The 22,511-nt window shown below is 62.9% G+C and carries 21 protein-coding genes; 12 read left to right on the plus strand and 9 right to left on the minus strand.

The features are described from left to right. The first annotated feature begins 73 nt into the window (after nucleotides 1-73). The 6 genes from K289_RS0119265 to K289_RS0119290 all read left to right on the plus strand — a co-directional run bounded on the left by K289_RS0119265 (nucleotide 74) and on the right by K289_RS0119290 (nucleotide 9,273). Nucleotides 74-1,348 carry a hypothetical protein gene (locus K289_RS0119265; RefSeq protein ID WP_156918064.1) on the plus strand — a complete coding sequence of 425 codons (1,275 nt, stop codon included), beginning with the start codon at nucleotides 74-76 and terminating at the stop codon, nucleotides 1,346-1,348. After that, nucleotides 1,345-2,760 (plus strand): hypothetical protein, encoded by a 1,416-nt coding sequence (locus K289_RS0119270; RefSeq protein WP_035685197.1) that lies wholly within the window; start codon nucleotides 1,345-1,347, stop codon nucleotides 2,758-2,760. Before K289_RS0119265 ends, K289_RS0119270 begins: the two co-directional genes overlap by 4 nt. A 237-nt stretch (nucleotides 2,761-2,997) precedes the next feature. Beyond that, on the plus strand, nucleotides 2,998-3,627 hold the full coding sequence (locus K289_RS0119275) for a bifunctional 2-polyprenyl-6-hydroxyphenol methylase/3-demethylubiquinol 3-O-methyltransferase UbiG (protein WP_027553026.1): 630 nt from the start codon (nucleotides 2,998-3,000) through the stop codon (nucleotides 3,625-3,627). A gap of 66 nt (nucleotides 3,628-3,693) precedes the next feature. Beyond that, on the plus strand, nucleotides 3,694-5,883 hold the full coding sequence (locus tag K289_RS0119280) for a glycosyl hydrolase family 28-related protein (protein ID WP_027553027.1): 2,190 nt from the start codon (nucleotides 3,694-3,696) through the stop codon (nucleotides 5,881-5,883). Nucleotides 5,884-6,214: 331 nt separating this feature from the next. After that, complete coding sequence (locus K289_RS0119285) at nucleotides 6,215-8,476, plus strand: polysaccharide biosynthesis tyrosine autokinase (protein ID WP_027553028.1); 2,262 nt, start codon at nucleotides 6,215-6,217, stop codon at nucleotides 8,474-8,476. 413 nt (nucleotides 8,477-8,889) lie between these two features. After that, nucleotides 8,890-9,273 carry a helix-turn-helix domain-containing protein gene (locus tag K289_RS0119290; protein ID WP_027553029.1) on the plus strand — a complete coding sequence of 128 codons (384 nt, stop codon included), beginning with the start codon at nucleotides 8,890-8,892 and terminating at the stop codon, nucleotides 9,271-9,273. Here the strand turns inward: K289_RS0119290 and K289_RS0119295 are convergent. Next, nucleotides 9,270-9,965, minus strand: coding sequence for a transglutaminase-like cysteine peptidase (locus K289_RS0119295; protein WP_084788652.1), 696 nt, complete (start codon nucleotides 9,963-9,965; stop codon nucleotides 9,270-9,272). The two genes, K289_RS0119290 and K289_RS0119295, sit on opposite strands and share 4 nt — an antisense overlap. Before the next feature lie 453 nt (nucleotides 9,966-10,418). On the opposite strand from K289_RS0119295, the gene K289_RS0119300 reads away from it, so the two are divergent. Beyond that, nucleotides 10,419-11,684: a DUF3047 domain-containing protein gene (locus K289_RS0119300; RefSeq protein ID WP_245283959.1), complete on the plus strand. Its 1,266-nt coding sequence runs from the start codon at nucleotides 10,419-10,421 to the stop codon at nucleotides 11,682-11,684. Nucleotides 11,685-11,722: 38 nt separating this feature from the next. Here the strand turns inward: K289_RS0119300 and K289_RS0119305 are convergent, their stop codons facing one another. From K289_RS0119305 to K289_RS0119315, 3 genes are all read right to left on the minus strand, one after another. Next, nucleotides 11,723-12,541, minus strand: coding sequence for a DUF2182 domain-containing protein (locus K289_RS0119305; RefSeq protein WP_027553032.1), 819 nt, complete (start codon nucleotides 12,539-12,541; stop codon nucleotides 11,723-11,725). A gap of 49 nt (nucleotides 12,542-12,590) precedes the next feature. Continuing rightward, nucleotides 12,591-13,220 (minus strand): DUF1326 domain-containing protein, encoded by a 630-nt coding sequence (locus K289_RS0119310; protein ID WP_027553033.1) that lies wholly within the window; start codon nucleotides 13,218-13,220, stop codon nucleotides 12,591-12,593. 202 nt (nucleotides 13,221-13,422) lie between these two features. Continuing rightward, nucleotides 13,423-13,680: a hypothetical protein gene (locus K289_RS0119315; RefSeq protein ID WP_198024739.1), complete on the minus strand. Its 258-nt coding sequence runs from the start codon at nucleotides 13,678-13,680 to the stop codon at nucleotides 13,423-13,425. A 295-nt stretch (nucleotides 13,681-13,975) separates the two neighbouring features. Between K289_RS0119315 and K289_RS0119320 the strand changes: the two genes are divergently transcribed. Next, the gene (locus K289_RS0119320) at nucleotides 13,976-14,350 is read left to right on the plus strand and encodes a hypothetical protein (RefSeq protein ID WP_027553035.1); all 375 of its coding nucleotides are present in this window, start codon (nucleotides 13,976-13,978) and stop codon (nucleotides 14,348-14,350) included. A 4-nt stretch (nucleotides 14,351-14,354) separates the two neighbouring features. Here the strand turns inward: K289_RS0119320 and K289_RS0119325 are convergent, their stop codons facing one another. Then, nucleotides 14,355-15,602, minus strand: a complete 1,248-nt coding sequence (locus tag K289_RS0119325; protein ID WP_027553036.1) for a polysaccharide deacetylase family protein — start codon at nucleotides 15,600-15,602, stop codon at nucleotides 14,355-14,357. A 179-nt stretch (nucleotides 15,603-15,781) separates the two neighbouring features. Beyond that, the gene (locus K289_RS0119330; RefSeq protein ID WP_156918065.1) at nucleotides 15,782-16,588 is read right to left on the minus strand and encodes a polysaccharide deacetylase family protein; all 807 of its coding nucleotides are present in this window, start codon (nucleotides 16,586-16,588) and stop codon (nucleotides 15,782-15,784) included. 83 nt (nucleotides 16,589-16,671) lie between these two features. On the opposite strand from K289_RS0119330, the gene mgtE reads away from it, so the two are divergent. The 4 genes from mgtE to K289_RS0119350 all read left to right on the plus strand — a co-directional run bounded on the left by mgtE (nucleotide 16,672) and on the right by K289_RS0119350 (nucleotide 20,621). Continuing rightward, nucleotides 16,672-18,093, plus strand: coding sequence for a magnesium transporter (gene mgtE / locus K289_RS0119335; protein WP_027553038.1), 1,422 nt, complete (start codon nucleotides 16,672-16,674; stop codon nucleotides 18,091-18,093). Nucleotides 18,094-18,352: 259 nt separating this feature from the next. Further along, entirely contained in the window at nucleotides 18,353-18,655 is a 303-nt protein-coding gene (locus K289_RS0119340) for a DNA-binding transcriptional regulator (protein ID WP_027553039.1), read from the plus strand. Between the two features lie 129 nt (nucleotides 18,656-18,784). Next, on the plus strand, nucleotides 18,785-19,603 hold the full coding sequence (locus K289_RS0119345; protein WP_027553040.1) for an aldo/keto reductase: 819 nt from the start codon (nucleotides 18,785-18,787) through the stop codon (nucleotides 19,601-19,603). Nucleotides 19,604-19,652: 49 nt separating this feature from the next. After that, nucleotides 19,653-20,621, plus strand: a complete 969-nt coding sequence (locus K289_RS0119350) for a hypothetical protein (RefSeq protein WP_027553041.1) — start codon at nucleotides 19,653-19,655, stop codon at nucleotides 20,619-20,621. A 15-nt stretch (nucleotides 20,622-20,636) separates the two neighbouring features. Here K289_RS0119350 and K289_RS0119355 read toward each other — a convergent pair whose 3' ends face one another. The 3 genes from K289_RS0119355 to K289_RS0119365 form a co-directional block, all read right to left on the minus strand. Then, complete coding sequence (locus K289_RS0119355; protein WP_027553042.1) at nucleotides 20,637-20,888, minus strand: hypothetical protein; 252 nt, start codon at nucleotides 20,886-20,888, stop codon at nucleotides 20,637-20,639. A 124-nt stretch (nucleotides 20,889-21,012) separates the two neighbouring features. Beyond that, complete coding sequence (locus tag K289_RS50570) at nucleotides 21,013-21,162, minus strand: hypothetical protein (RefSeq protein WP_156918066.1); 150 nt, start codon at nucleotides 21,160-21,162, stop codon at nucleotides 21,013-21,015. Between the two features lie 565 nt (nucleotides 21,163-21,727). Then, the gene (locus K289_RS0119365) at nucleotides 21,728-22,450 is read right to left on the minus strand and encodes a DUF599 domain-containing protein (RefSeq protein WP_027553043.1); all 723 of its coding nucleotides are present in this window, start codon (nucleotides 22,448-22,450) and stop codon (nucleotides 21,728-21,730) included. Nucleotides 22,451-22,511: the final 61 nt, after the last annotated feature.

The following is a 22,511-nucleotide window of genomic DNA, read 5'->3' on the forward strand; positions in this document are numbered from 1 at the left end:
AGGGGCGATCGGCCCTGCGCGGTCGACCGTTGTGGTCGATCGTTCCATGAGGATGCGGGAACAGGAATTGCCAGTGAAGGCACGGTTGTCGTCGGCCGCCAATATCGGTCTCCTGTTCGGCGGATACGGCTTCGGACAGGGAGCTGTATTTCTCGCTCAGACCTGGTTGATTGCCGCCGGCGAGTATCGCTTGCTCGCCGCCTTCGGGACCCATTTTCTGTTTGCCGTCCTGGGCAGCCTCGTGGTCGATGCGGGTTCAAACACCACGCTGGCGCGCCACGCAGCGTCTTCCTCTCGCGAGACGGGTGTTCAGGAGCTCTCGAGAGCATTTTGGGACACGACCGTGTTTCGAGTGTTGCTGGCGATGACCCTGATCGTCGCGGCCGGCATCTATGCGCTTGCCTTCGCTCCGGACCGATTTTCCAGCAGCTATGCGCTGTTTGCTGCGCCCGGCTTGCTGGTCGTCGCCTGCAACGCAGCCGGACTGCTGGACGGATTCAAGCTCAGCGGTCTCAGCGGGATGAGCGCGGCGTTCCCTTATGCGAGTTCCGCGCTCATTCTGGTCGCTGTCGCAAGACACGCCTCGCCCGAAGCCGCGGGCGCGGCTCTCGGCGCGGCATTTTCGGCCGGATCCTTGCTGATGGTTGCGATGCAGTGGATTGCGCTCGGCAAACTCGGCTGGCGGCTGCATGCGCACACCACGACGTTGCGCGGCCTGCGAAGGGCGGCGCGGGAAGGGGGAGCCATGCTCTGTGTCCACTTGCCGGCCCAACTCTACGGGCGCGCGCAGTTGGTCATGAGCGCGACCTGGTTCGGCGCCGAGACGACTGCGCTTTTTCTCTACGCCAAGCAGATCGTCACGGGAGTGCTTCAGGTCATCGCGTTCGTGCAGCGGGTCGAATTCCCCACCTTGGTTGCATCCATGTCCGGTCATAACGCAATTCCGTTGGGGACGATTTTTCGCGTTCAGAAGCTGGTGGCGGCCACCGGGTTGACCTTCACGGCGGCGGTGGCGGCGGCGGGACTGGTCGCCGCACAATTTCCGGAGAGCCGGTTCAGCGCCGTCGCGCCACTGCTCAGCGCGTTTTCGCCCGCCATTCTGACGGTCACCGCGGTGATCATGATGATGCAGGGGCTGGCCGCAACCGGAGCTTATGAGGGTCTTGCTCTGGACATCACAATCTTTCACGTGGTCGGGGTTGTGACCAGCTACGTCTTGCTGAGCAGGTCGGGCGTATATGCTTTCATCGTAGCCGACATCTTGTCGACGCTGCTTGGCATCCTGCTGCTCGCGCTGCGGCTGGGCAGGTCGAGGCCACAGACCGCGGCGATGGGACAGCAACCGTGATTGCCGCAGTCAATACCGGACTGCGCGGCCTCCCCGAGCGGCCTACGGTCCTGCGAAGGCATCGGCTCTTTGCCTCCGCCATGCTCATGAGACTGGCCTTCTTCGTCGGCTACTACGCCTTGAACGCGCTGTTCGCGGCCGACAAATTCGTGGTTGCGCTGACGTTTCCGTCCTTCCTGATCTGCTGCTACAACGTCTCGCGAATTGCAGGAGCCTACACCACCGTCGAGGACATGCTTTGGCTGCTGATGTTCGTGTTTTTCGTCATCGCTCCGTGTCAAACCCTCAGCTTCGGGCATTTCGAGAATGACGGACCGGTCAGCGGGTTCTTCTTCACCAACGGTGAGATCGCGACGGCGTTCGTCATCATCTTCCTGTTCCTCCTGACTGCCACCGTCACGAGCGCTCTGGTCAGGCGGCTGGTGCCGGCGTCGCAGCCCGTGCGGTATCGCCTGAAAGACAACGTGCTGCCACTGCTGCTTGTGCTCAGCGTGGTTGGTTTCGCCGTGTTCGTCGTTGGTCAGGGCGGCTTCGGGAACGTCCTTGCGGATCGATACTCCAAGGAACTGTCCGACGACGGCGCGATGGGAACTGCAGGAGCCTCCGCGCTCGCGCTGCTGATGGTGGCCTGTCTCCTTATCTCCGTCCATGCGAAGTACATGCCTTATCGGCAAAAGGCCGCCCCGGCGGTCGTCGCCGTTTCGACCTGTGTCGCGCTTGCGTTGCTCTTTGTTGCCCAGAATCCCTACAATACGGCGCGGTTCTATTTCCTGATCGCCTGGCTGCCGATCGCGCTGGTTTTGATCTCCGGGAAACTTGGCATCAAGACATTCTATTTGGGCGTGCTGATCGGCCTCGTAGTCCTCATGCCGATGCTCAATCTCACGTCCAGGTCCGGCGCCTCGCTGGCCGAGGCCATCGAAGCCGTCGACTTCGCCGGCGTCCTCACGATCCCCGGGCTCGATGTGCTCGACATGCTCGTGTACGAGGTGCGGTATCTTGAGTTGTCGGACTTTTTTTGGGGGGGGAAGACGCTGGGTCTGATGTTGTTCTTCGTGCCGCGCAGTCTCTGGCCGGGAAAGGAGACGGTTCTGGCCAGCGACATGGGAGTTGTACTGGCCGACCTCGGGACGGCAGGAACGCCCAATTTGTCAGGCTTCGTGGCGGGCGACTTCTACGCCGACCTCGGCATGATAGGCGTTGTCATTGGTGCGGTCATGGTATCGTTCCTGCTGACATTTTTCGGGACCAAGCGAGCGATCCTGGTACACGGGCTGGATCTGCGCGCGTTCATTTTCATGGCCTCGGCGCCCATTCTCGTCCGCGGCTCGCTGGGCGCCGTGATTGGGCTGACTTTCGTCGAGATGGTTATCTTGGCGGTATTGACCCGCGTCCTGTGCCGACGGTCGTGAGAGAGCGCGACGGGACACGCAACGATAGTCTCCTGATCGGTTATGCTCTTGCTCGAGAAACGCGGAAGAATGTTTCTTCAATAACATAACTTACGTGAAGGGACTGTATAAGACCTGCTGAGATGCTATGATTTCGCGGCGACGTCCCTGGCTACGTCTATTGAGCGTACCGCAGGCGATCCTCGCCGATCGTTCTGCTGAGTGACTGCGTGGCCGTGCAACGGCTAGGAGACGCGTATGGAACAGCTCGAATCGATCTCTGGATATACCTTTGACGATGCGGAGCTGAACGGATCGCACGACATTCTGTTGCCGTGCCTGCTTGCCGTCCTCGAAGAGCGCGGCAGTGGGAAGGGAACCCGCGTCATGGATCTCGGATGCGGCAACGGAGCGGTCACCGAGTTGTTGCACCGCCGCGGTCATTCGGTCGTCGGCGTCGATCCCTCTGAGTCCGGCATCCGGTACGCACGCGAAAAATATCCGCATCTTCAGATCGACCGCGGCTCGGCCTACGAGCCCATCTCCGGAAAATACGGGCAGTTCGACTTCGTCGTCAGCCTCGAAGTCGTCGAGCACCTCTACAATCCGCGCAAGTACGCTGCCACCGTTCACAGTCTGCTCAAGCCGGGCGGTACCGCGATCATCAGCACGCCGTATCACGGATATTGGAAAAACCTGACGATGGCCGTTACGGGCAGACTCGACCACCATTTTACGGCCCTATGGGATCACGGGCATATCAAGTTCTGGTCGTACAAGACTCTTCGCTTGCTTCTCGAAGAAGCTGGTCTCCGCGACATCCAGTTCCATCGTGTCGGACGAATTCCTCCACTGGCCAAATCGATGCTCGCTGTTGCCCGGAAATAGAACTCGGCGGGTCATTTTGAGCGCGTCGTCACGGACGTCGCAAGCCGGTACCGGGGGCGCAATTGCATGTTTCGATCGGTCTGCATTGCACTCGCACTGATGGTGCTCACGGTCGCGGGCGCAGCCGCGCAGCCGCAGATGTTCTGGTACAGCGATCCCGTTGGTCCAGATGAGTCAGTTATCGTCACCGGCTCACAACTTGATGCAGTCACAGCGATCAGCGTCAGCCGGGTTCCAGACGGTGCGTCAGGGCAGGCAGCCGCCGCGCGATCCGTGGAGTTGATCCAGCAGGACGCGCAATCCATGAAGTTTGTCGTTCCAAAGGAATTTGCTCCGGGAATTTACCGCTTCACGTTGACTTATCCGCAAGGCGAGGTCTCTGCCAGCCTCAACAGGCCGACCATCTATTGGGTGCAGGCGAGCCTCGGCGACACGGTGTCGCCGGGCGGAGCGGTGCGCGTCTTCGGACGCAATATCGTGCGGCGGCCGGATCGGGCGAAACTCGTTCTGCTTCCAGAAGGAGCGGGCCCGCCGATCACGTTGACCCCCGGCGGAGGGAACCTCTGGCACGGCAGTTTTCGTCTGCCGGACACGGTCGCGCCAGGTGACTACCGTTTGCGGCTCTCGAACGGCGACGGCACCGAAGATGATTTCGTCGATGCAGAACGCATTCACGTCGTTCCTGCCGTCGCGGAGACGCGTACAAGTTTCAACGTCCGCGAATATGGTGCATTCGGCGACGGCATCATAAACGCGTCGCGGTCGGTCAAAGCGGCGATCAGTGCGGCCCAGCAGAGCGGCGGCGGCATCGTCTACTTTCCGCGAGGGCGGTATTTGATTACGGGCCCGCTCATGATCCCACCGAATGTGACCCTCAAGGGCGAGCGTACAGATCTCGTCAATCTGGTCTGGTCGGACGTGGAGGATCCACCGGAAGCGCTGATCGCCGGTACGTCGCACTTCGCCATCGAAGATCTGACAATCTACGCCTCCAGGCATGGTCATGTCGTGGTTGGCGGCTTTCTGAACGGTGTGCCGATCCCGAGCGCCTCCGAAATCGCCGTCCGTCGCGTGCGCATTCGCGCCTCGGACTTTCGCGGCCACATGTCTCCTGAGCAGACCTATCAGCGGATGCTGAAGATCGACCAGCGATATGGTCAGTTTCTGGATACGATCCGTCTGAGCGGCGACAAGTTGACAGTGACCGATTGCGATGTCGTTGGATCGGGCCGATCGCTCCATTTGCTCAAGGCGAGCAACACCGTCGTTTCCGGGAATGTTCTCAACAACGGTCGGTTCGGATGGTACTCGTTCACTGGCGCAAATCGCATCATATTCGAAAATAACACCGTCACGGCAGCGGATCTTCAAGGCACCGGTGGATCGATCAATACTCTTGCGCCCGATGTCACCGGTTCGGAAAATGTGTTCTTCGCCAACAACGTTTTCAAGGCGATATACGGCTGGGATCGTGAAGCGGTGTCGAGTGACGGAGGCGGCGGCTTCTATTTCGGCCCCGCCTTGAGCGTCACACCGGACCGGCTATCGCTGCCAGGGCCGGCGAACGAGCGCGTGATCGCGACGACCTGGGCGGGGGCCGTCGTCATGGTCGCGGACGGGCGGGGAGCCGGTCAATTCGCGCGCGTCGCCCGGTTCGATCCGGCCGGCAACGATAATCCGATGTCGGTTGCGCTCGACCGCAAGCTGGCGGTCGAACTCGATGCGACGTCGGTCGTCACCGTGGTCCAGATGCATCAGAACTATCTGATCGTCGACAACACGTTCGAAGACGTCGGTGTTGCCGCGCAATTCTACGGCACCGGCTTGAATCACGTGCTTGCCGACAACGTCGCCACGAGGACCGGAGGTTTTTTCGCGCGCGCCTTGATCTATCACCATTTTCAGCCGAGCTGGCAGGTCCAGATCCTCAACAATCGAATTACCGAGGGCAACGCGTACCAGGCCGGTCCTGATCGCACGATTGCGTCCGGCGAAGCCCTGATCGCAGTTCAGGCCGTACGACCGCCGGGCATGCTGAAGCAACCACCTCTTGTCCGTGCCGTGATCGTGCGCGGCAACCGGATGGAGAACGACTCTCATATCGAGGTCACCGGTGTAACGCCGGTCTTTCCGGGCGTGCGTGACGTTGTCGTGGAGAACAATGTCATAGGAGCGTCGCGCGTAGGCCTGGTCATCGACCGTGGCGTGCTGCTGGCGACCGAGCGGCGCAACAAGGTCAATCTCATCGAGCGGTAGTTCTTCAGCATGCCGATCCGGCGCCAATCTGCGATGAGAGCGCAGGGTGGCTCGGAAGGCGCGGGTCGACCCGCCACCGGTGAACGTAACGGCGAGCGACGGGGCGGCAGAACCGATCGCATATGCCTTTGACCTCTGTGACAAGCAGATGACGCCGCCATTGTCTGTTTTATTTCGTCGCAGCAGGGAACGATACGTCTTCTGCATAGGGACTTGACGATCGGCTTTGGCGGAGCGTCCGGTGACCCAAGACGCTCGTGGTGACGCGGCCGGAACGTTGAGGATTTGGACAGGGGGGACGTGCCGAGGCGCGGATCCTCGGCGGACAAGTATGGATATTCGAACGGTCGCACCAGCCAAGGCAGTCGATCAGACCGACCGCGATGATCGCGGCGGCACGATCTCACTGTCCGATCTGGTCGAGCAAGTCTGGGGCTTTATCCGGCGTCAATACCTTGTCTTTCTGATCGTCACCGCCTGTTCGATCGGTCTTGGCCTGGTCTATCTGCTGACGACACCGGCGCGCTACACCGCGCATGCGATGATGCAGATCGACTCCAGCAAATTGCGGGTCCTGCAACAGCAGCAGGTGTCGTTCGCCGACACGCCGCTCGACACCACTCAGGTCGAAACCCAGGTCGAAGTGTTGAAATCCGAAGGTCTTGGGCTGTCCGTCGTCAAGGAAATGCACCTGACGGAGGACGCGGAGTTCGCCGGCGCCAGCGCGCGGTTTTGGGGGACTGGCAATTCGATGCAAGGTGCGGACAGCCGGCAGTCCCAGGCTCTGGACGCATTGTTGAGTCAACGCGCCATCAGCCGTGTTGGCCGCACCTACGTGCTCGACATTGCCTTTACCTCGCTGCGCCCCGATCGCGCCGCCGAAATCGCCAACGGGATCGCCGAGGCCTACATCGTCGACCAGTTGGAATCGAAGTACCAGGCCACACGGCGGGCCAGCAAATGGCTCCAGGACAGGATTACAGAACTGCGCGAGCAGGTCTCCGCTGTCGATCGCGCCGTGCTCGACTACAAGGAAAAAAACAAGATCGTCGACATCGCCGTTGCTTCCGCTGCCGGCAGCGCCAGCACCAGCACGCGATCGCTCGAAGAGCAACAACTGACGGAGATTTCGAGCCAACTGAGTACCGCGCGCGCGGCGAGCACCGAGGCGAAGGCGCGGCTCGATCGCATCCAGGACGTCCTCAAGATGGGGATACCCGATGCGTCCGTGGTGGATTCGCTGCGAAGCGAAATCGTCATTCGGCTCCGCAATCAGTATCTCGACCTGGCTGCGCGTGAAGGCCTCCTCTCGCAACGTTATGGGAGTGACCACCAGGCCGCGATCAATGTGCGGGCCCAGATGGAGCAGATCCGCCAGTCCGTCACCGATGAGCTGCGCCGCATCGCGGAAAGCACCAGGAGCGACTATGAGATCGCCACCGCGCGGGAACAGTCGCTCAAGAACAAGCTCGCGGACATGGTCTCGGATGCGCGGATCACCAACCGTGAGCGCATCGGCTTGCGCGAGCTCGAGAGCAACGCTCAAGCGATTCATACGATCTATGACAATTTCCTCCAGCGCTATATGGAAGCGATCCAGCAGCAATCGTTTCCGATCACCGAATCTCGCGTCATCAGCCCGGCGACCGCGCCCAAGCAGAAGAGCAGTCCGCGCACATCCATCGTGCTGGGTCTCGCCACGGTGCTGGGCCTCGCCCTTAGCCTTGCGATCGCTGGCCTGCGCGAAGCGCTCGATCCGGTGTTCCGCAGCACGCGGCAAGTCCAGGAAACCCTTCAGGTCAGATGTCTCGCCGTCGTGCCGCTCTTGGACGCTCCGCCGCGATCGCGCCTGGTCATGCCATGGCGACGAAACGCTGGGCGAGACGTCGCATCGTCCGCTGAAGCACATGCGATGTTCGGCAGGGCGGTTCTCGATCCGTCATCGGTGTTCGCCTCCGCGTTTCGCTCGATCAAGGTCGCCGTCGACGTCAGTACGGCCGCTCAGAGGAGCAGGGTCATCGGCGTGATTTCGACGCTTCCGGACGAAGGCAAATCGACGATCGCGAGCAATTTTGCCGAGCTGGTCGCGCATGTCGGCAAGAACGTCATTCTGATCGACGGCGATCTTCGCAATCCGACGATAAGCCGGGCGATGGCCCCGGATGCCACGAATGGCCTGCTCGAGGTTCTCGCCGGAAAGGTCGAGCTGCAAGATGCGGTTCGCACCGCGCGCGGGCTCGCCTTCCTTCCGACGATCATCGAGTCCCGTGATACCCACGGCAGCGAGCTTCTCGGTTCGGAGGCCCTGAAGGTGATGATCGAGCGGCTGCGTGAGACGTATGACTATATCATCATCGATCTGCCGCCACTCGGTCCCGTTGCAGAGGTGCGGGGGACGGCAAGCATGGTCGATTCATATGTTCAGGTGATCGAGTGGGGACGATCGCGCAAGAACACCGTGCGACAACAGCTCCTCGGAGCTCCCGAGATCTACGAGCGGTTGCTTGGAGTGGTCCTCAACAAGGTCGACCTCAAGGAATTCGGACGACATGAGACGCTCGACGCCGTCTATGGCCAAAACGGCTACTATTGAGCGTTGAAGTTGTTTCATTGATTGGTAGCATCGTAGGATAGCAGACGCTATCCTCGCCGCGAGTTCTCCGCTGCTCCATGAAGGGCACGCGGCGTGCCGGGCTATCCGTGGCAGCTCCGATTTTTCCTTTAAATTCGCGATCGAATTTGCGATGCAGGCTTCAGGGGACGAGGCTGGCCTGAGTCTGGAGGGAATTTTGGGACGACGCCGGTGTGTGCTAGCACAGGCACGGCAACTCCGGGCGGGGGGCATCGGGCGAGCGCAAATTAACCATCGGCAATGCGATGGTGGCGCAAAAGGCTTTACTGTGGGGACAATCCGCGCCAAGCCTATCGCAATGAACGCAACCCGACTTTTCATTAATGGATTGAAAAGGTTAACTAAACCCGCCTTACCAAGGTGAAGCGGGGACTTTGGCCGGAGAGGGTGAGATGGTCGGCAGGAGACATGATTCGCGGGAAATATCGGACAAGCTGGCTCAGGCGGATCAACTCGCGGCCAAAGGCAAGACCCAGCGCGAGATATCAAAAGCGCTCGGCGTGAGTATCATGACCTACCATCGCTGGAAGAAGATGCTCAAATCTCCCGAGCCGGTGATGGACGGTGCAGGCAACGAGATCAGCAGCGGCTTGAGCGGGCCGCGCGAGGCCAGCACAGAAGAGACCATCAAGCGCCTCGAAGTCGAAAACGCGCAACTGCGACGTCTTGTAACTGACATGTTGCTGGAGAAGCTGAAGTACGAAGAGGAACTTCGTGCACGCCAGGGGCCGCGGCTTCGGCGTCCCGAGAAGGGCTAGGGCCTGATTCCCAAGGGGGGAGGCAAGGGCGATGGCGTGAGCTCAATGGCCGGTTTTGCCTGCTCGGCGTTGAAGGAAACCCAGACGTTGGGATCCGCCGCGCTCTGTCGCGACAGATACCGATAGGTCGTTTCGTACCAGAACAGGATTTCCGGCGTCTGGTTGTCGAGGATCATTTCGCCACGGTCGGATCTGACGGTCAGGACCGCATGACGCGCCCTATCCTGGCCGCGCGCCTCGACGATCGTGATCAGCAACGCGCCCTGCGGCCAACCCGCCTTCGCGAGCAGTCGGCGCTTGAGCAGGACCATGTCCTCGCAATCACCGCGGTCGAGCGGATAGGCCCAACGCTCAGCTTTTCCGTAGAGCTCGGAATCGCTGGTCCACGTTACGCGATCATTGACGTATTTGTTGATCTCGTACAGTTGCTGGAGCAGACCCGGCGTGAGAGTCACATCGCGCGCCTGATCGGCCAAGGGCTTGCATTCGTCGGCATTTGCGGCACAGAGCTGCAGCCATCCGCCGGGCGCCTTCGTTGCCTCGCCGATCGCGGCGAACAGCGCCGGACGGGCAAGGAAGGCGTGAGCCGGAAGAGCATCCAGCGCGAAGACGGCGGCCACGGCCGCCGCGACAAATGTCCAAGCGCGAAGCCGTGTGGTGGCGATCCGCCCCGTTATGCAGGATCTCGTCATGCCTGTCCCCCATCAGATTCCGAATGAGAGGCTGGCAGAGACAGCTCGCGATCCCGCTAAGGGATTGCTTCAAATTGAATCGATCTGCGCGGAAGTAGCCTCGCTGGAGTGCCATGGTGTGATTTCAGTTAAGGTGCGGACGTAGACCGCGGCCAACGGTTGCTGGCACGTTGAGAACCGCTGTGCAGAAAGGGCGCTGCCGATCGCGATCGAGATCGCGGGAGTCCGGGGCGGGCAGCAAGCGTCATCGCATCATTTTAGAGACAGAACCGGAGCGCGGGAGGGCGCCGCATCCTGCCGCATGGCAGCTTCGTGAAATTTTCCCGGTTTCACGCGGGAGGTTTTCAGCTTCACGAAGCGGTCAGCGGGCCCATCCTCACATCCTCAATGCTGGACCGAGGTCCCTTCAGCGGCCCGCAGCAATCGGCATTTGCGACGGCCTTTCGAACCAAGATGGACGAAGCACCGCGAGATGCCGGCATCGATTTGGATCAGGGGAGGAAGCGCATGTGTTTCAGTTGTTTTCGCTCACCGTCGACGGCCGGCCTCTCCCGGCGTGATGCGTTGGCGCGCGCATGCGCTCTGGGTCTGGTGCTGCCATTTACCGCTCCGGCATTGCGGGCGGTTTGCGCCGCGGAGCAGAGCGGTCCTGCCCCGACTGATCTGATGAGCGGGATCAAGGACGTCATCGTCCAGGCGAAGTCGCCCGAACTCGCCGCTTATCGGGTTTTCGATATCAACGCGGGTGATCTTCCCTGGACCGATCTCGGTCTTGATGCGGCTCAGGGGCAGCAGGTGACATTCCTGCTGACCGGCCGCATGTGGCTTTCGCGCGAACATGACCTCTGGTTCAATCCCGGCCTGATCTTCCACGCGCGCACGCGCGGGCTCCGGCCGATGTACATCCCGATGTTGAATACCGGGACGATGACGGCCTCCCACGATGGTCCGATCGAAGTCGCGCGCTCGGCGGCGGAGTGGGCCTCGGAGGACGGCGTATTGCAGACGCCGCCGGAGATCTACAAGAAGGCGGACGTCAGGATCACCGGCATAGCGTTGCTGTGGCGCGGCAATGCCCGCGTCGGCATCAAGAGTTTGCTCGCGCATGGCGATGTCGGCGATCTCCTCGCTTCCGAACTCGCGCGCCTCGAACGTGGTCGCAAGCTTCCGGCGGGATGGTCGAACCTGCTGGGGTTCGGCGGTGGACAAGAGGTCTTCAACCGGGACGAGAACGGCGAAATCACCTGCGACAGCGCGGGTAGCGCCAGTATCATCGAGCGGCCGTTGTCGATATCGTTGGCGTCCGGTCCGCGCCTCGGATGGCGCTGGAAAATCGACCAACTGCCCTCTGCGGCCGCCGAGGATCAAGCCCCGACCCATGACTATCTTTCAATTGGGGTGAAGTTCGAAGATGGGCAGGATCTGACCTACATCTGGAGCGAGCACTTGCCCCAAGGCATGGTGTTCCGCTGCCCGCTGGCCAACTGGAAGCCGATCGAGACCCATATGGTCGTCCGCTCTGGCAAAGCGGAACTCGGGACCTGGCAAGCGTTCGAACGCGACATTGCTGCCGATTACTCCGTCCATATCGGCGGCCCGGCGAAAAGCATCTCGCACGTCTGGCTGCTGGCGATCACGCCGTTTCAGCGCCGCAAGGGCACGTGCCGCTACGCCGACATCAAGATCAGCACCGCCGACAACGCTGTCCTCAAGGTTTAGAGAGGAGGGGGGCTCGACGATGGTCTCAAGCTTGCTCATCACTGCGGCAAGGACACCAGCCAAGCGCCCGCCGCCACACATGCAATGCCGGCCGCGCGCGCGATCCATCGTCCGGCCGGCGTAAGTTTCTCCAGCAGGACGAGCAGCGCCAAAAGTGCAATCCAAAGCACGTTCATCACCCCGCCGACGAACAAGAGCGCCATCAAGACCCAGCAGCAGCCGACGCAATAGCCTCCGTGCCGGAGCCCCAGCAGCAGGCAGCCTCGCAGGTCGTTGCGAAAGCCGCCGTTGCGCATCAGGAACAGAAATGGCGACTGGCATTGGGCGAGACAGACATCCTTGAGCGGTGTCCATTGATAGACTCCCGCCGCGATCAGCACGATGCCGCCAAGCAGATTGCTGGCAACCGTCATCCGGGAATCCAGCAGCGCTGCCCGCTCGATCACCCATTGGAGTAGGGTTGCTGCCAGCGAAAAGCCACCCCAGGCGAGGAGATAACCGGCCGCGAACCAGCCGGTCGCAGCGAATGGCTTGCCCTGTGCTTTGCCCTGTCGACCGACGCGGGCGTACATGAGGATCATGGGCGCTGCCGAGGGGGCCATCATTCCGATCATCATCACCGCCCACATCAGCAACACATACGCGAATTCGATCGCTCGCCATGGCTCGCCCGCCGGCAGCATGATTCCGATCCCGGCCGGGATCATGCGGAACCCGGTCATGTCCATGCCGCCCATCTCCATGTCCCTGGCGAGCCAGAGCACATAGGCCCACGCCAACGCGACAATGATCCCCATCACGCCGCCGACGATCCAGCGATCGCGCCGCACCACGGTTTCCAGGGGGCCATCGGTCATTTGCGATAAGTGTTGCCGGCCTCCTCGCAAGGCCGGCTCAGGAGCTACATCACGCCTGGTTCGACCAGCGGATCGGCGCATACAGGCCGTTCTTGCCGGAATTGTCCCAGCGCATGCCATGATCGCTGAACGTATTGCCGGCGGCGCCGACGGCCATGACCATATTGTCGGGGCTGACCGGATGGCCGATGTTCGCCCACATTTCCCCGCTCGGATGCATGGTCGGCAATGGATCGACGGACATGTGCAGAATACCCGGGATTTCCGCGGACCGCGTCTTGCCGTCGATGCGGAATGTGATCGGGGCCTTGCGTACCCCCAGGTTCTTGCTGATCAACGGCGTGAACGCGGCCATCGGACCGCCGGCGGCGCCGGTGAAGATCGCAGCTAGAGCCTCGGTCTGCTCATCGTCGGCGCGCTGATCAATATAGGCGGCCACCGACCAATCCCCGTCTGCCATGACCCCGGGTGCGTGGAGAACAACCAGGACATTGAGTCCGTCGAGTACGACATCGCCATAGCGGCCGCTTTCGACGTGGAAGATTAGCGGTACGTTGCAAAACCCCTCGGTCGGTCGCGCGGTCAATGGGGGAGCCGCCGACACGAGGCAGGGACACACGATGCTGCAACTGCAATTTTCGAAATAGTCACCGGAAAGGTGCCATGGGACATCCGCCATCGCTCTCTCCCGCTAGGCCGAACCCGATAGATTGCTTTCGAATGAACTACGTGCAGTTGAAGGCTACGCTGAGCGGGGAAGTACCGCAAGGCGAAATCCACCTAAACGCTTTGCCCATTTCCGCAAGCCATTGAAATCGCAGAAAATGCGGCCGCGCTGCGAGCGCACCTAAGCCGGGCCCCAAGTGGGCGCGCCCGAGGGCTCAGCCATACTCATCGCCGATCCCGTATTCGCGGTAGATCTCCAGCGGATCCTGGTCGGGAAACAGCCGGCATTTGGCCTGGGCGAGATGGAGGCTCACCGCGGCCGGCTCCTTGCCGTTCGACAGCATCTTGCGGATGTCGTCCATATGCGCGCGGGGCTGGTGCTTCGGCGCGAGCTGCTCCAGCGCGACCAGCGCGGTGGCAAGCGCCTCGGTGAGGACCCATTCGTCGTGGCCCGTGATTCCCTTCTTCGGCATCGGCAGACCCCACATGCGGTGGCGGGCCAGTGTATCGCGCCTTGCGCCGAATCTCCATTGAGCCGTCGCCAGGCGCGGGAGGGGCGCAGAACAGTGGCCGGCTTTCCGCAGTCGCTTGCATTATGGCCAAGCGCAGCTAAAACGCCGATCTGCGCAGGCCATCTTATCTTTGTTGCAACAAAGTGGGCGTAGATCGGCTCGCGCGGCATTCGGGCCGGCCGTTCCGGCTCCGGACCGACTTCCCCGAAATTCCAGAGCGCGATCCGGTTGCGCCGTCCTCGAGGCTGGAGCCAGCATGGCCTTTCTGAGCATCGCCTACCGCTTCATCACCAACTTCGCATTTCTGGCGATGGTCTATTTCAGCTTGAATTTCATGGAGAAGTATCCGAACCGGGCGATCCTCGCGATCCTGGTGCTGGTCTATACCGCCATGCGGGCGGCCTCGACGCTGCGCGCGTTCTACTTCTTCCAAAAGATCGAGAAGCTGGAGGCCGAGACCAAGCGCCTGCAGGCCCCGATCAATGACAGCTCGGGCGGAACGTCGGCGCGCAAGCAGATCGTGACCGACGTCGCGCGGCTGCGCCGCGACGGCGAGCTCAAGTCCTATATGGACCTGTTCTTCCTGGCGCTGATCGTGCTGCTCTGCGTCGCCAACATCGTGCGGCAGTAGACGTTTACTGCTGCTGGGGCGGCCGCTTCTTCAGGCTGGCGATGCGCGTCGGACGCGGCGCTGTGCCCTTGGCGCGCTTTGCAGCCGGTACGGCATGCGCGGCCTGACGCTTGTGCGACGAGGCGGCGATCTTGCCCTTGTGGCCGCTTGGAGCCTCGGCCGCAGCCATCCGCGTCGCCGCGCGCCGCGACAGTGTCGTCGATAGCAGCACTTCGAGCGAGCCTTCAGGGATCGCGAACAGGTCGCGGTCGGGCACGGGCAGGGTGGCTGCGACATCCGCCAGCGCTTTCGCCCGGTGCGGCAATGGCGATTGATAGGCGGGCAGCGCGTTGAGATCGGCGAGGTTTGGCGCTGGCAACGTCCGCGTCTGCGCGAACACGAAATTCGGAACGCTCGGCCAACGCGCGATCGGCACCGCCTCCGACGGCGGGTGCAGCAGCCATTCCACCGGCTCGGTCGGTGTCGCGGGCCGGTCGGCGGTCGCAGGCACCACATGCACGATGCGATAGCCGCGCGCCTTCAGGTCGCGGATGATCTTTGGCAGCGCCGCGACGGTCCGGGCCTGGATGTCGTGCAGCAGCAAGATGCCTTTGCCCTTGGCTTCGAGCCGCTGGATCGCGAGCTGGTAGACGCGGTCGGATGACACATGCCGCCAGTCATCGGCCGGAAAGTCGGCGCTCCAGACTTGGATGCCGCGGGAGATCAGGTAGTTCTCGACGCCCTCGGCGCGCATCAGGCCGGGAATGCGGAAGAACGGCGCCAGCGCGGATGGATCGGTCATCGCGGCCGAGGTCCACTCGATGCCGCCATTGATCTGCGCCTCGGCCTTGTCGATCGGCATCCGGTCGAACGTCAGGGGATGGTTCATGCTGTGCGTGCCGACGGTGTGGCCGGCCGCCACCAGCTTGCGTACGCCTTCCGGGTTGGCCTTGGCCTGTTCGCCGATAATGAAGAAGGTCGCCTTGATGCATTCATCGGCCAGGATCTGGAGCACCTGGTTCGAGTATTTCGGCAGCGGACCGTCGTCGAAGGTCAGGACGACCTCGTGGTCCTTCAGGGGCAGCGTCTCGCGGTACTGCATGGTCCCGATGCGCGGATGCGCGCGCGGATCGACGACCAGGGTGCGGGAGGTGCCGAGCGCGTCCGGATGGCCGGGACAGTTAGCCGCGTAGGCGGCCGGAGAAGCCGTCAGTAAACCCAGGTAAAGGACGATCCACGATCGCGTCCGGACAGAAACGCTACTTCCGATCATGAATCCCGTCTGCCTCCATGTGCGTTGCGGCCATGTCCAATGTGCCATGTCCAACGTTGGTCGGAGACGCCCTGAAACGGTTCAGGCGCGGATCCCCCGTCACACTGCATGGCGTAGCATGAACAGAGACTTAATAAGTCCTGAATCACCCCATTTTGCACGGGCGTGACATTCCGGCATCAACGCGCGTCGGCGCTCCTCGGCGCTGGCGCTGCCGGAACCACGTGAACGACGCGATAGCCGTTCTCCCGCAAATACCGCAAAAAGGCGGGCATGATGGCGGCCGTGCGCGCCTTGGGGTCGTGGAAAAGGATGATGCCCTTGCCGGCGGCGGCAAGGCGCTCGGTGACGAGCTTCAACTCCTGCTCCGGGGTCATCTCTTCCCAGTCGCTGGCCCAGAGATCGGCCCCGAATACGACGATGCCGCGCGACTGGAGCAGGTCGAGCTCTGCGGGCGTCGACTCGAAATAGGGGAAGCGGAAAAACGGCGTCGACGGTGTCGTCGTCGAGGCGCCGTGCAGCGCCATCTCGTCGGCCGCAATGCCGCGATCGATCTCGCTCGTCGCCTTCTCGAGCGGGATCCGCGCCATGAACGGATGCGACCAGGTGTGATGGCCGATGGTGTGGCCCTCGCGCGCGATCCGCTTCACCATCTCGGGATGTTCGGAGGCGTGCTGGCCGATCAGGAAAAAGGTGGCGCCCACGCATTCCTGCGCCAGCGCGGCCAGCACCTTCGACGTCGTCGGCGGATACGGGCCGTCGTCGAAGGTCAGCACGACCTCGTGATCGGCCAGCGGCAGCGTCTGCGGAAAGCTCTTCAGGCCGACGCGCGGCGTGGCCTTCACGTCGACGCTCAGCACGCGCGAGGTGCCGAGCGCATCCTTGCGCGGACAGTCTGCGGCCTTGGCCGAGGTGGTACTGGCGAGGGCGGCGAGGGCCGCCCCCATCGATATCGAGATCCATTTCGGCCGACGCATCTTTGTCATTGCGCTTGCAGTTGCCTTGTGAGTATTGCCTGAGCCGATAGCTCAGACCAACTGATCCAATCTGTCAAACGGCGAGGCGCGCCATGGATGAACAAATGGACGTTGCCCCGTCCGCCGCGGCCTCGGTACTTGACCATGTGCCGATGCGCAATGAAGACGGCGAAATTCGGCACGAATTCGTCGAGGCGATTGCGCACGCGATCGAAGGTGGCGACTCGACGCTGCTCAAGGCCACCGTCGGCGAGCTGCACGAGGCCGACCTCGGCGATCTGATCGGAGCGCTGGAGCCCGACGACCGCGTCCGCCTGGTCGAGCTGACGGGCCGCGATTTCGACTTCTCGGCGCTGAACGAGGTCGACGAGGCGGTCCGCGAGGAGATCCTCGAGGAGCTTCCGCCGGAGACGGTCGCCGAGGGCGTGCGCGAGCTCGAATCCGACGACGCGGTCGAGCTTCTGGAAACCCTCGACGAAGCGGACCAGGAGGAGATCCTGGAGAAGCTGCCGCTGCCCGAGCGCGTCGCGCTCGAGCGCAGCCTGCTTTATCCGGAAAACTCCGCCGGACGGCGGATGCAGACCGAGTTCATCGCCGTGCCGCAGGATTTCACCGTCGGCCAGGCGATCGATTACATGCGCGAGACACCGGACCTGCCCGATCGCTTCTACGAGATCTACGTGGTCGACAAGGAGCAGCACTGGCAGGGCGCGGTGCCGCTCGACGTGCTGCTGCGCTCGCGCCGTCCCGTGCCGCTCGCCGACCTCTGCGATGAGGATCGCCGCCGCGTCTCCGTCCTGGAGGACCAGGAGGAGGTGGCGCGCATGTTCGGCAAGTACAATCTCGTCGCCGCGCCGGTTCTCGACACCCAGGATCGTCTCGTCGGCGTCATCACCGTCGACGACGTCGTCGACGTCATCGAGGAGGAGGCGGCCGAGGACCTCAAGGCGCTCGGCGGTGTTACCAGCGACGAAGAGCTGTCGGACACCGTGCTGACCATCGCACGCGGCCGCTTCAACTGGCTACTGGTCAATCTCGCCACTGCGTTCCTGGCGTCCTCGGTGCTCGGCCTGTTCGAGGGCCAGCTCGAAAAGATGGTGGCGCTCGCCGTGCTGGCGCCGATCGTCGCGAGCCAGGGCGGCAACGCCGCGACCCAGACCATGACGGTCGCGGTGCGCGCGCTCGCCACCCGCGAGCTCGGCTCCTCCAACGCCTGGCGTGTGGTGATGCGCGAGACCTTCGTCGGCCTCGTCAACGGTCTCGCCTTCGCGGTGATCACAGGCATCGCCGCGGTGGCCTGGTTCAAGATCCCGGGCCTCGGAATCGTGATCGGCCTTGCGATCATCTGCAACCTCGTCGCCGGCGCGCTCGGCGGCATCCTGATCCCGATGGGGCTCGACCGGGTGCGGGCCGATCCCGCGGTGGCGTCCGGCACCTTCGTCACCACGGTGACCGACGTCGTCGGCTTCTTCTCCTTCCTCGGCATCGCGACGCTCTGGTTTGGCTTGAAGTAGGTCGCTTCGAGGCGCCGCTCTCTCAACGGTCGTCATTGCGAGCGCAGCGATGCAATCCAGGCTGTCGCCGCGGAAAGACTTTGGATTGCTTCGCTGCGCTCGCAATGACGGAGTGTGGGCAACCACAAAGTCCACGCTCGTGTCCCGAACGCGCTGCGACGCCCTAAGCGGGGCTGCGTCCGGGACACGAGACCGTGTGCACCTCGCTATCGTTAATCCGAACTTAAGCGGCCTCGCGCATGATTCCCCCGCTTGGGGGATGAACATGCGGTTGCGGCTGAAGGCGGACGGACGGATCGTCGAGTTGCGGGACGGGCAGGAGTTTCCGGTGCAGCCCGCGACCCCGGCTGCACAGGATGAGGCCGCTCCGCTCGCGGTGCGCGACCTGCGCCGCCGCGCCTGTCTCACCCAGATGGAGTTCGCGGCCAAGCTGGGAGTTCCCGTCGAGACCATCCGCAACTGGGAGCAGGGCAAGCGCGCTCCGCGCGGACCGGCCCGCGCGCTGCTGGCGGTGATCGCGCATGCGCCGGACACGGTGTTCCAGGCGCTCGCCAAGGCCTGACGGCAAGATACTCATCAAGACCTCATCAAGTCTGATCTGGATATCCCGTCTGCATGCCTCAGCTTCGGTTGGCACTGCCATGGGCGAGGTCCATAATGGCCGTCGGCGCGAACGTGGGAGAGATTCCTCATGCTGTTCGTCGAGGCCAATGGCGCAAAGATTCCGGCGCTCGGGCTCGGAACCTGGGAGCTGAGCGGCCGGACCTGCGCGCGCGTGGTCGAGCAGGCGCTGCGGCTCGGCTACCGTCACATCGACACCGCGCAGGTCTATGAGAATGAGCGCGAGGTCGGCGATGCCTTGCGCGCCTCCGGCGTGCGCCGTGACGATGTGTTCGTGACCACGAAGGTCTGGACCAACCATTTCGCGCCTCACGATCTCGAGCGCTCGGTCAAGGAGAGTCTCGCGCGGCTGCGGCTTTCGTCTGTCGACCTCGTGCTGCTGCACTGGCCCAACTCGCACGTGCCGCTGGCGGAGACGCTGGGGGCGCTGGCGCATGCCAGGCAAATGGGCCTGACACGTCACATCGGCGTCTCCAACTTCACGGTGGCCCTGATCGAGCAGGCGGTCGCGCTCTCGCCGGAGCCGCTGGTCTGCAACCAGGTCGAATATCACCCTTATCTCGACCAGGCGAAGGTGAGGGCGGCCTGCGACCAGCACGGCCTCGCGCTGGTCGCCTACAGCCCGATCGCCAAAGGCCGCATCAAGACCGACCAGACGCTGGCCGAGATCGGGCGCACGCACCGCAAGAGTCCGGCGCAGGTCTGCTTACGCTGGCTGGTGCAGCAGAATGTCGCTGCGATTCCCCGGACCTCGCGCGTCGAACGCCTGTCGGAGAACATCGGGATCTTCGATTTCGAGCTGTCGGACGACGAGATGCGCCGGATTGCCGGGCTTGCCCACCCCAAGGGCCGCCTGACCGATTACGGCTTCGCGCCGAAATGGGATTGAGGGGGACTTCCGTTATGCTAGGACCAGCGCGGCAACCCAAGATCGGGCGATGGAACTGCGGCGGATCATACGGACGGACATTGCAGCGTCGGCGATCGCGCATCTGACGCTGGTGGGGCTGATCATCCTGATCAGCGAGGTCCATCCGTTCCGTGCCGCGCCGCCCGAGACAGTGTCGGTCGACATCGTCACGCCGGAGCAGGTGCAGGAGCAGGTCAAGGAGCAGGAGGCCAAGGAGGAGGCGAAGGAGAAGACGCCTGAAGCGCCGCTCCCCGACTTAAAACTGCCCAAGCTCGATTTCAACGACAAGGCGGAGGCGACCGCGCCTTCGGCCAAGCAGTCCGCGCCGGCGCCATCACCGTCGCCCGCGCCGCCGGCATCGCCTGAGCCGCAGCGGCAACAAGCGCAGCCGCAGCCCTCATCGGCGGCGAAACAGCGCGAGGCTAACGTACAGCCGCAAGAGCAGGCGACGCCGCAACCGCAAGCAACTCAACAGCCTCAGACGGCGCAATCAGCGCAGCCACAGCCTACGCAGCAGCCGCCCCCCGTGCCGCCACCGCCGCAAGCCGAGAAGCCGGCCTATGCGGCTCCGGAGCCCGACGTCACCGTCAAATACGGCGTCATGCTGGGCCTGCCGCCGGACTTGTCGCTCGCGCCGAAGGACGCGCCCAAGGACGACGGCGGCGACGCCAAGGATTCGATTGCGGCCAAGCTTCCAGCCGAGGTGGTCGCAGAGTTTCGCCGCCATTTGAGGAGCTGCGCAAAACTGCCGGCCGGCGTGGCGCCGGGCGACAACGTGCACATCAAGCTGCGCGCAGTGATGGCGACCGACGGCACGCTGGCGCGCGCCCCGGTCCTGATCGAGGCGAGCGCATCGGCCAAGGGCCCGCTGCTGATGCAGTCGGCGATGAGCGCGCTATTGGCCTGCCAGCCCTACAAGATGCTGCCGGTCGACAAGTACCAGGAATGGAAGGTGATGGACCTTCCATTCACGCCGCGGGATTTTGGCGGGTCGTAGGGTTTGCCGCTCGCGTTATCCGTTCGCGGCGAGGCAGGCGCGGACTTTGTCGGCTGGGCCCCTCGGCACGGCGTGAGCGCGCCACTGCTCGATCGTGGCGCCGGCGGAGGCGAGGCACCGCTTGATATTTCGGTCGTACGTGGCGCGGGACATGCTGTCGCGCTTGGCCTGGCAGGCCGGGTCGCCGTGGCATTCGTAAAGCGGAGCTGCCTTCGCCGTCGATAGTCCCAAAACCGCCGCGACAGCCGCGATCATCACCTTGTTCATTTCGCCCCCGGTCTTACGCGTTAAGTCATTCCAATGCGCTAGCGTATAGCGTGTCGAATTGCTGCCTGCAATCTCAGGCTTTGCCATCAATTCCGAGTGCGTTCATTGCGTCGAATACCAAGCCCTACGGCTTGCCCGGCGGTCGCAGCTCCGCGGGAACGATGTCGGGAAACAGGGAATGCAGGGACTGCGAGAGATCGAACAGTCCAGCCATCGACTGCCCGATTGACTTGACGAGTTTGGAATACTCCTCGTCCGACAGATTGTTTTTCATATAGTGAGCAATGCCATCCAGATTAACCAGCGCCCCCCAGGCATTCCGTCGATTCTGATCGCGATGTCTCGTTCCATGATTCCTCGATAGCGTATCCAGAATTATGCGTGCCTCGGTTGTGCGCGAAGTTTGCTAAGGCTTGGCGACACCGGTGGTCCGGTTTTTATGTAATTGGCCAGCGGTAGCTCGGGCGAAATGCGCCGCGAGAAGACGAAGGTGTGTCTGCGAGTTCGGATGCGAGTCAGCGGATGGTGGCGATGCACCCTGCTGCGTCATTGCGAGCGAAGCGAAGCAATCCAGAATCTTTCCGTGGCGGCAGTCTGGATTGCTTCGCTGCGCTCGCAATGACGACGGGGAGAGAGCCTGCGCCTCAATTTGCTGTCGCGTGCCCCGGACGCAGGCGCAGCGCCTCTTCGGCGGTGCGCTGCAGAGCCGGGGCCCATTTGCAGCGCTGTGCCGCATTATCATCTTGGTCCCGGCTCTGCGCAGCAACGCAAAAGCGCGTTTACGCACGTCTTCAACGCGCTATGCGCGTTGCAGTGCGTCCGGGACACGAGAATCTTCATCAATGACCTGGCTTCTGCGCCGCCTCGCCATCCACCGCCCAATCCTCCGGCGCCATCGCCGCCCAGGCACTGGATGCGAACTGCCGCCGCCATGTCACGATCACCACCGCTGCCGTGCTCACGAACAGCACCCAGGGGCTGACGAACCAGCCGAGATAGCCGAGTGCGAAGAAGAAGGCGCGCTGGCCGCGGTTGAAGTGGCGGCCGGCGGATTCGAACACGCGCGTGGTGCGGATGACGTGGGCCTCGGCCGTGGGCGTGTCGCGCTGGGAGGACGGTGGCATGCCGCCGAACAGGATCGCGACATAGTTGAACAGGCGATAGGCCCAGGCGAACTTGAAGAAGGCGTAGACGCAGATCAGGACGAGGCCGACGCATTTCAGCTCCCACAGCGCGGGCGAGGGGCTGAGGTCGATCGGCAGCTTGCTCAGGATGACGATCGCATCGTTGGTGGCATGCAGCAGCGCCAGTGCGCCGCCGATCGCGAACAGGCTGGTGGAGGCGAAGAAGGCGGTGCCGTTCTGCAGCGAGGCCATGATCTGCATGTCGACCATGCGCGTCTCGCGCTCGAGCAGGCGGCGGACCCAGACCTCGCGGAAGCGGTTCATGCGCGCCGACAGGCTGTTGCGCCCGTAAGCCGAGTGCTCCAGCGTCAGGGCGTAGACCAGCCATTCGACGATGAAGAAGCCGACGGCGGCGGCGTCGACCCAATATCCGTGCATCTTGATCCCCTCATTCGCAGAAGAATTGCCATGCATGTTCACGCGCGGCAACGATTGATTG

It is taken from the genome of Bradyrhizobium sp. Cp5.3, assembly GCF_000426265.1.
Lineage (GTDB): Bacteria > Pseudomonadota > Alphaproteobacteria > Rhizobiales > Xanthobacteraceae > Bradyrhizobium > Bradyrhizobium neotropicale.

What these genes read in the sequence shown, in the direction of transcription:
- K289_RS50570 (WP_156918066.1), bottom strand. Translation starts at nt 21,162, where the DNA reads ATGAAAAACAATCTGTCGGACGAGGAGTATTCCAAACTCGTCAAGTCA.
- K289_RS0119305 (WP_027553032.1), bottom strand. Translation starts at nt 12,541, where the DNA reads ATGACCGATGGCCCCCTGGAAACCGTGGTGCGGCGCGATCGCTGGATC.
- K289_RS0119320 (WP_027553035.1), top strand. Translation starts at nt 13,976, where the DNA reads ATGGCCTTTCTGAGCATCGCCTACCGCTTCATCACCAACTTCGCATTT.
- K289_RS0119345 (WP_027553040.1), top strand. Translation starts at nt 18,785, where the DNA reads ATGCTGTTCGTCGAGGCCAATGGCGCAAAGATTCCGGCGCTCGGGCTC.
- K289_RS0119300 (WP_245283959.1), top strand. Translation starts at nt 10,419, where the DNA reads ATGGACGAAGCACCGCGAGATGCCGGCATCGATTTGGATCAGGGGAGG.
- K289_RS0119280 (WP_027553027.1), top strand. Translation starts at nt 3,694, where the DNA reads ATGTTTCGATCGGTCTGCATTGCACTCGCACTGATGGTGCTCACGGTC.
- K289_RS0119275 (WP_027553026.1), top strand. Translation starts at nt 2,998, where the DNA reads ATGGAACAGCTCGAATCGATCTCTGGATATACCTTTGACGATGCGGAG.
- K289_RS0119310 (WP_027553033.1), bottom strand. Translation starts at nt 13,220, where the DNA reads ATGGCGGATGTCCCATGGCACCTTTCCGGTGACTATTTCGAAAATTGC.
- K289_RS0119315 (WP_198024739.1), bottom strand. Translation starts at nt 13,680, where the DNA reads ATGCCGAAGAAGGGAATCACGGGCCACGACGAATGGGTCCTCACCGAG.
- mgtE (WP_027553038.1), top strand. Translation starts at nt 16,672, where the DNA reads ATGGATGAACAAATGGACGTTGCCCCGTCCGCCGCGGCCTCGGTACTT.
- K289_RS0119340 (WP_027553039.1), top strand. Translation starts at nt 18,353, where the DNA reads ATGAACATGCGGTTGCGGCTGAAGGCGGACGGACGGATCGTCGAGTTG.
- K289_RS0119295 (WP_084788652.1), bottom strand. Translation starts at nt 9,965, where the DNA reads ATGACGAGATCCTGCATAACGGGGCGGATCGCCACCACACGGCTTCGC.
- K289_RS0119365 (WP_027553043.1), bottom strand. Translation starts at nt 22,450, where the DNA reads ATGCACGGATATTGGGTCGACGCCGCCGCCGTCGGCTTCTTCATCGTC.
- K289_RS0119350 (WP_027553041.1), top strand. Translation starts at nt 19,653, where the DNA reads ATGGAACTGCGGCGGATCATACGGACGGACATTGCAGCGTCGGCGATC.
- K289_RS0119285 (WP_027553028.1), top strand. Translation starts at nt 6,215, where the DNA reads ATGGATATTCGAACGGTCGCACCAGCCAAGGCAGTCGATCAGACCGAC.
- K289_RS0119325 (WP_027553036.1), bottom strand. Translation starts at nt 15,602, where the DNA reads ATGATCGGAAGTAGCGTTTCTGTCCGGACGCGATCGTGGATCGTCCTT.
- K289_RS0119355 (WP_027553042.1), bottom strand. Translation starts at nt 20,888, where the DNA reads ATGAACAAGGTGATGATCGCGGCTGTCGCGGCGGTTTTGGGACTATCG.
- K289_RS0119330 (WP_156918065.1), bottom strand. Translation starts at nt 16,588, where the DNA reads ATGACAAAGATGCGTCGGCCGAAATGGATCTCGATATCGATGGGGGCG.